The organism is Nostoc flagelliforme FACHB-838, from assembly GCF_014698065.1.
Taxonomy (GTDB): domain Bacteria; phylum Cyanobacteriota; class Cyanobacteriia; order Cyanobacteriales; family Nostocaceae; genus Nostoc; species Nostoc flagelliforme_B.
The window spans coordinates 1-6,698 of the sequence record NZ_JACJSI010000327.1; the positions used below are offsets into that span (position 1 = coordinate 1).

Genomic DNA, 6,698 nt, shown 5'->3' on the forward strand with positions numbered 1-6,698 from the left:
AACGAAGAAAGTCAATTTTCAACATTCTTGTACAAACCTCAATCACCACTCCTAAAACTTAGGATAGTCCCATGCGTGACAAAACTCCAGCTTTCAAAATGGACGAGGTTTAATAGTCAATCTGAAATGTTAAAAAAAGTTGATATAAATATATAAATCCATTACATCTATGCAAGTCTCAGGTTATGAGGATGACTGGTTTTGTACGACTTTAACAACTATGGGACTCATGACTGCTTAAGTAACGACGGCATTACGCAGTGACATCCGTCATTTTTGCTGTTGGGGTAGTTGCTTTTTGCCATCGGTCATGAAGGGTGGAAAGGCGAAAAAGTCATCGCCTGGGCCTTAAATCTATTACCGAATATTTGATTATCTCTGAACTGCGGACGTGGGGTTAAAAGTTACTTAAACACCAACAACAGATTAATCCTGGGAAGCCGGCAAACTGGTACTTGGAGAAAGTCATTTACGACTTGAAACGGGATCGACATTGCTAATTTCTTGCAAAAATTGAACCTAGCCTCTTGGGCCTGTGTAGACACCATCCAGTTGGATTTTGACAACCAATGGTTTACATTTGTCGCCCTGCGGCATACCATCATCGCCCCGAATAACTCCTGTGTGGAGTTATTCGGGGCGATCGCTTGCCCTGCGGCTACTTCCCTTGTATATGGGGCATGGCGAGGGTTTGGGGGATTGGTCGGAGTTGGAGATTTTGGGTGTTTTGTTTTCTTTGCAGCAGGAGTTTTATCGGGGGCGGTTGGTGGGTCGTTCGGTGCGGCGGTGTCAAGTGCTACATTCAACTCTTGCACATCCTTTGAGTTTGTTTGCTCGGTTGAACAATTGCTATTTTGAATCAAATTCCGATATTTAAAATCAAAAAAGTTTCAAATGGACTTTTTCAAAATTTAGTTATAAGCTAGAAAATTCTCAAACTATGATTTTAAAAATTTCTCGATTGGACGAGTATCCCATACTTGTGCCTCAATAAAGCGATCATAACGCCATACCTCACAAAATTTCCATTTATCTCCTGGTAATCCATAGGTTTTTATTACCTCAATTATCTCATTTTGAGTAAAAACTTGACCGTGAAATGATTTTAAATAAGGTTTCCCTCTTTTTGTTCGGGGAATGTTAAAACTAGGCATACTGTCAGGATATGTAAATGAAATCATATCACTATCGAACAGCGATATGGGGATTGTTAATTTGCTAGGGTTAGCCTTAGAAAAGAAACCACCTTTTTGAAATAAATCGTCATGCTCTCCTAGAACAAAATAAAGAGGATGCTGAAGATATGGTTTTTTCCCTTTTTTGACAAAATCATTGTAGAGCCATGCTTCAACTTCACGCCGTTCTTCAAGATACCCAGGATGCAACCAAGTTCTTTGCCCAGTTTTTAATAAACTTGTTAATATTGCTTGTGCTTCCACATTATCGGAATCGCAAATATTCTTGAGCCGAATACTGCCTTCTTCGTAATAGTGGGTAAGGTAGTCAGGAATATCTTGCATCTATTTTGCCCGAAATTTTGATTATTATCTCCTAGCTACTAGGATAAAAACAGACACTCAGCGCAATATCTCTTGTATCTTTAGGAAGGTGTATATGCGCTTTTCAATTATCATCTGCCATGCTGATTATGTAGTATTGTGTAATATAAAGGCATAGCTTACGGATTTTTGTTCCTATTGCCTATGAGTCAGCAAACTTATTTTAAAGTCCCCTTTGTCTGGGAGGAGCCGAAACCGTTAATTGAAGTTCCAGCACGATTAGCTTAAAAGCTAGTTGAGGCGATGGGCGACAATTCATTAATTAGTGTTGTGATGCGTGTCATGGCTTCATCAACCGATGCCAGTCATCAACGGAAAATTTCAGCAACTTCCCCGTACCAAGAGATTGAGAAATATCTCAATTCTGCCAAAGATGGCTTCTGGTATCAAGATGACTGGTGGCAGTTTGGAATTAATCAAAATGGCGACATTGTAGGGTTTGTGCTTCCAGTTATTTTTACAGGATGCGCCAAGGATGGCAAAGAGGAAGGAACTATCTACGATATTGGCGTACTTCCAGAGTACCGAGGACAGGGTTTTGCAAACGATCTTTTGTCACAAGGAACACGTACATTACAAGAAGTAGGCGTTTTCAGAGTGTTTTGTGATACTTGGGTGGGTAACGAGCGGATAATTTCTGCCTTCAAGCGAGTTGGTTATCAACAGTACGGTGAACCTTGTGAGCGTCCCATTTAAATCTGCTTTATTGTTCAAAATCCAAATTTTATCGAGTCGAAGCGAGCGCAGAAAATTAGTCATTAAAGTTATAAGCTGATCGTCATTTAAATTGCACCATTTTCATGGGAAGAAAAGCTGCAAACCCTCTCCATGCCTGCCCCCTACTTTACATATAATTCGTTCGCTATGTAATACTCTTCAGTTCAAGTTTTGTACTTTATGCAAAAAAACGAAAAACTTTTAAAGCTGCACTATACAAGGATTAGACGCAATCAACCAAGCCCAATACACACCCTTGGCTGAATGCGTGTTAACCAATGGTTATCAAAATTTCGTCAAACATGAATGCACCATTACCTCAAGGAGCAATCGTCGGCTGTGGAGGGCGCTTGTAACAAGGGCAAAGGATTGGCGATCGCTTACGGTAGGCATACTTTTACAAAAATACTCTACCGAGTTATTCACTTAGCAGAGTATATAATAACCAATGCTTGATTTACCAGCATTTAGTTTATAAAATAGTATCTATTCATACCTCTGTATAACTACTGTAAATCTTGACCATAGCCCTCCACCACCCCAAGCTAGCGATTGCGCTGTCTTCGCACAGCTGCCGCTGCTCCCAGGCTGTGGAGGCAAATCACAGAGTAAAGCATTGTCTTAAGCTAATCGCCATTTAAATCGCACCATTTTCATGGTAATAAAAGCTGCAAAGCCTCTCCCTGGCTCCCTGCCCCCCTGCGATCTCAATGTGCTTTCTTATATGCTTAACAGCTTACTGCGGGTTATCTGATGATAGTCAAAGAATTTGATTTTTGTTAACGTGCATCCCCTTGTGAAGTGCTGCTCTAGCCTCAAAGCATTCCATCACAAGCACCAACAGGAAGATTAGCTAGGAATTAAGTATTGGTTAAGATAAGGTTATACAATAGAGCTTTTCACTTGTATAAGTCCATTTTTCAGAGCTAACACCTTTAGGAGCGCTATTGCAGACCCCAGACCCTGCTCAAATAGGAGACACAGTTTTGATTCTAAATCCTTTCTATGTTACTGGAAAAGTTGGGGTTGTTTGTGGTCGAGAGCCACACTCAGATGGTGAATCAAGTATACGCTGGCTTATTCAAGTAGATTCAGATCAGGAAAATATTTTAGTATCACTCAGGCGCAATGAGTTTGAAGTGATTACCCCAAAGTTAGAATAAGTTCAGGCTGTTGCCGATGGCTCCTCACCAATTCCCAGTTCCTTCTTACTGCGCTTTAACTGTTTCCAAAGTTCCTTAATTTGCTGATAAGCATCTTCTGGGTCAAGCTTACCATTGCTTTCTAAACTGGTGATTATGCCAACCTTTTGAGCAAATTCTTGCAAATTAGCATTGAAAACTAAGTTTTCTGGTTTAACTTGCCCGTAGTAGCGACCACGAGGGTAAAGGAATTTATTTTTGTCTTCCTCATGAGACTGGTTCATAACTTCATCTCTCTACTAATAAGTTTTCATCAATTATGTCAACCCAGTTTCAACTATCTCCCTAGCCAAATGGCTGCTTGGAAATATAGTTGGCGATTGCTGAAATCATGAGCATTTTTTTAGTATGACTCATAGTCCAAAATCGTCAAATGTAAAGTGAAGAATTTCAGCCATTTAGTTTTTTGGCTGGCAGATGGCCTTGCTATGAAGCTAAAAACAGCTTAAGAGTCTAATCTTATTCAGACTGCTGAAGCGTTAAAAAATAAACTATCTCAATTCTTCAAGAATTGGGAAATAGTTCAGACACACAATTGCAATCATTAATGAGCTTGTGAAATGCTTACGACGGTAACTGAGCTTATGGTACTGAGCGGCTTACCCTGAGCGTAGCCATTCGCGTCGCGTCTCATAGGGAAGGGAGTTGAAGTATGTAGAAGTGTGGGCTACGCCTACGCTAAAATACAATGCCTGCATTCTGAAATAGTGGCAATTGAATTACTTGGGTTTGTTTGGCGTTATCTAGGTTAGACAAAGAAATGCCCAGCAACCTAATACTGCGATTTTCCAGATCAATCGACTCAAACAGCGCTTTGGCTATCTCAAAAATCATGGAGAGTTCACTGATGGGAGCAAGCATTGTCTTACTGCGGGTTATCTGATGATAGTCAGAAAACTTGACTTTCAGAGTTAATGTGCGGCCTCGCGTTTCGTGCTGCTCTAACCGTTGCTCGACGATTTGTGCAATCTGTTCGAGTTCTTGCAACATCTGACCAACATCGCTTAAATCATTTGCAAACGAGGTTTCTGCACCAATCGACTTACGAACCCGATTCCCCTCTACTGGTCGGTCATCTTCTGCCCTGGCAATCTTGTAGTAGTATTGTCCTGCTTTACCAAAATGGTGTGTTAACTCCAAGAGCGATCGCATTTTCAAATCTGCGCCAGTATCAATCCCCAGTGAATGCATCTTCGCCGCCGTCACTTCTCCAATGCCGTGAAACTTCTCAATCGGCAGCTGCTCTACAAATGCGATCGCATCCTCCGGTAAAATCATCGTCAGTCCATTGGGTTTATTCTGTCCTGATGCCATTTTTGCAAGAAACTTGTTAATTGACACGCCTGCGGTTGCCGTCAACTGAGTTTCCTGGAAAATTGCAGTTTTGATGTGTCTTGCGATAGTAGAAGCGTAAGGGATGTTTTGCCTATTCTCAGTCACATCCAGGTATGCTTCATCTAGTGCAACTCCTTCCACTAAATCACTGTAGCGTTTAAAGATAGCGTGGATTGCAGCAGAAATCTCTCGGTAGACATCGAATCTCGGTCTAACAAAGATAAGCCCAGGGCATTTTGCGATCGCAGTTATTGAAGGCATTGCTGAGTGAATGCCAAACTTACGAGCTTCATAACTCGCTGCTGCAACCACGCCTCGCTGATTCGGACTGCCACCGACTACTAACGGTTTTCCTCGGTAGCTAGGGTTGTCCCTCTGTTCTACTGATGCGTAGAAGGCATCCATATCAACGTGAACTATTTTCCGAGTTCTAGCGACAGATTCTTGTTCCAAGGTAGCTCCACCACAAGCAGTCTCGCTTTTCACACCATTTTCAAGCAAATTAAATCCTAAATTAGAAATCCTATAGTACACTAGCACTAGTTTGGGCCAAATTTTGCATATCTGCAAATTATTTAAAGCTTGCTTGAACTTTCTACTATCAGTCTCGATTGGTTTTTCTGCTAATCAGTGAACGTGACGATGTGGCTTAAATTTGGTATAGCCTCAGATGGGAAATTAGTGTGTGTTGAAGATATTGGTAGTGGTAAAACTGAGCTTTTATGCCCTTATTGTTAGGGGAAGCTAACTGCTAAGAAAGGCAAGGTAAAGCAACATCACTTTGCACTGGAGTTTTAAACTTCAACATTGGAGATTAAAGGTCTATTTCTCCTGTTTTCCTCTTATTAATCCCCAGTTTTAGATTCTTCTTTGCTCCAAACATATTTACGGCAAACTTCGCAAACGGCTTTTACTTCCTCGGTTTGCGGATTGGTGAAGATGGCATGGTAGTGGAGGCGACCATATCTCACACTAGTTTATGCCTCATATTTCGCGGTAGGCGCACAGTGAAAGAAGAACCAAGTCCAAGCTTACTTTCAAAAAAAATCTCACCGCTCATCATCTGGCAAAAGTGGCGGCTAATCGCTAACCCTAATCCAGTGCCACCATAGTTTGATGCATCTCCCTGTGTAAAAGGTTGAAATAACAGTTGTTGTAGATTATCAGACATACCAATGCCTGTATCAGTAACAGTGAAAGTAATCATTTCAATAGGGGCTGATTTCAAAGTTTCTTGCACGAAGTCTTCTTGTTCGGTTTTAACTGCTAGCGTTACCTTTCCGTTTGTAGTAAACTTACTGGCGTTGCTTAGTAAGTTTAACAGTACCTGCCGCATCCTAGTTTGATCGGCGTACATCATGCCAAGTTGTTCATCAAAATGCACCTCTAGAACATTGGCATTTTTTTCTATGGCTGGTTTGACTGTGAGGACAATATTATGAATCAGTGTCGCAATCTCGAATGTCTCTGGATAGAGGGTCATTTTCCCCGCTTCAATTTTTGACAAGTCAAGGATTTCGTTAATCAAGTGCAGTAAATGCTTACCAGCAGAGTTAATTGTTTCTAAGTCTGTGATAAAGTCTGCCGATAAACTAAGCTCGGTAGCATCATCTTCTAAAAGTTGGCTCAAGCCAATGACAGCATTTAATGGTGTGCGTAATTCGTGGCCGACATTGGCCAAAAATACACTTTTTGATCTAATAGCAGCTTCATATTTAACCCGGATTTCTCACGAAGCTGGAGAAAAGAGGAGTCAAAAACTGCCAAAATATCTATTGCACATGAATTCCAGCAGTTTTAAGCATGACCCCTCAGAAAACAGATTGTATACCGGAACAGTTCAAATTTAAACCTGTATTGTCATGTCCAGTCGTAGTTAATTTCA

Annotated in this window: 6 protein-coding genes and 1 pseudogene; 3 read left to right on the forward strand and 4 right to left on the reverse strand. The window is 41.0% G+C overall.

Annotated features, from left to right (window positions below; genetic code table 11):
• Positions 1 to 513: 513 nt before the first annotated feature.
• Positions 514 to 858, forward strand: coding sequence for a hypothetical protein (locus H6G97_RS42470; protein WP_190946562.1), 345 nt, complete (start codon positions 514 to 516; stop codon positions 856 to 858).
• An 80-nt stretch (positions 859 to 938) separates the two neighbouring features.
• Here H6G97_RS42470 and H6G97_RS42475 read toward each other — a convergent pair whose 3' ends face one another.
• Complete coding sequence (locus H6G97_RS42475; RefSeq protein WP_190946563.1) at positions 939 to 1,520, reverse strand: hypothetical protein; 582 nt, start codon at positions 1,518 to 1,520, stop codon at positions 939 to 941.
• 282 nt (positions 1,521 to 1,802) lie between these two features.
• Here H6G97_RS42475 and H6G97_RS42480 point away from each other — a divergent pair, with 282 nt between their 5' ends.
• Positions 1,803 to 2,255 (forward strand): GNAT family N-acetyltransferase, encoded by a 453-nt coding sequence (locus H6G97_RS42480; protein WP_242055974.1) that lies wholly within the window; start codon positions 1,803 to 1,805, stop codon positions 2,253 to 2,255.
• A gap of 968 nt (positions 2,256 to 3,223) precedes the next feature.
• A complete protein-coding gene (locus H6G97_RS42485; protein ID WP_190946564.1) occupies positions 3,224 to 3,439 on the forward strand; it encodes a hypothetical protein in 216 nt (71 codons plus the stop codon).
• Between the two features lie 2 nt (positions 3,440 to 3,441).
• Here the strand turns inward: H6G97_RS42485 and H6G97_RS42490 are convergent, their stop codons facing one another.
• The 3 genes and pseudogenes from H6G97_RS42490 to H6G97_RS42500 form a co-directional block, all read right to left on the reverse strand.
• Positions 3,442 to 3,702, reverse strand: coding sequence for a DUF7219 family protein (locus H6G97_RS42490; RefSeq protein ID WP_190946565.1), 261 nt, complete (start codon positions 3,700 to 3,702; stop codon positions 3,442 to 3,444).
• Positions 3,703 to 4,156: 454 nt separating this feature from the next.
• Positions 4,157 to 5,299 carry a DNA polymerase IV gene (gene dinB, locus H6G97_RS42495; protein ID WP_338421962.1) on the reverse strand — a complete coding sequence of 381 codons (1,143 nt, stop codon included), beginning with the start codon at positions 5,297 to 5,299 and terminating at the stop codon, positions 4,157 to 4,159.
• A 481-nt stretch (positions 5,300 to 5,780) separates the two neighbouring features.
• Positions 5,781 to 6,524 (reverse strand): annotated as a pseudogene (locus tag H6G97_RS42500) (sensor histidine kinase); the annotation flags it as partial.
• Positions 6,525 to 6,698 lie beyond the last annotated feature (174 nt).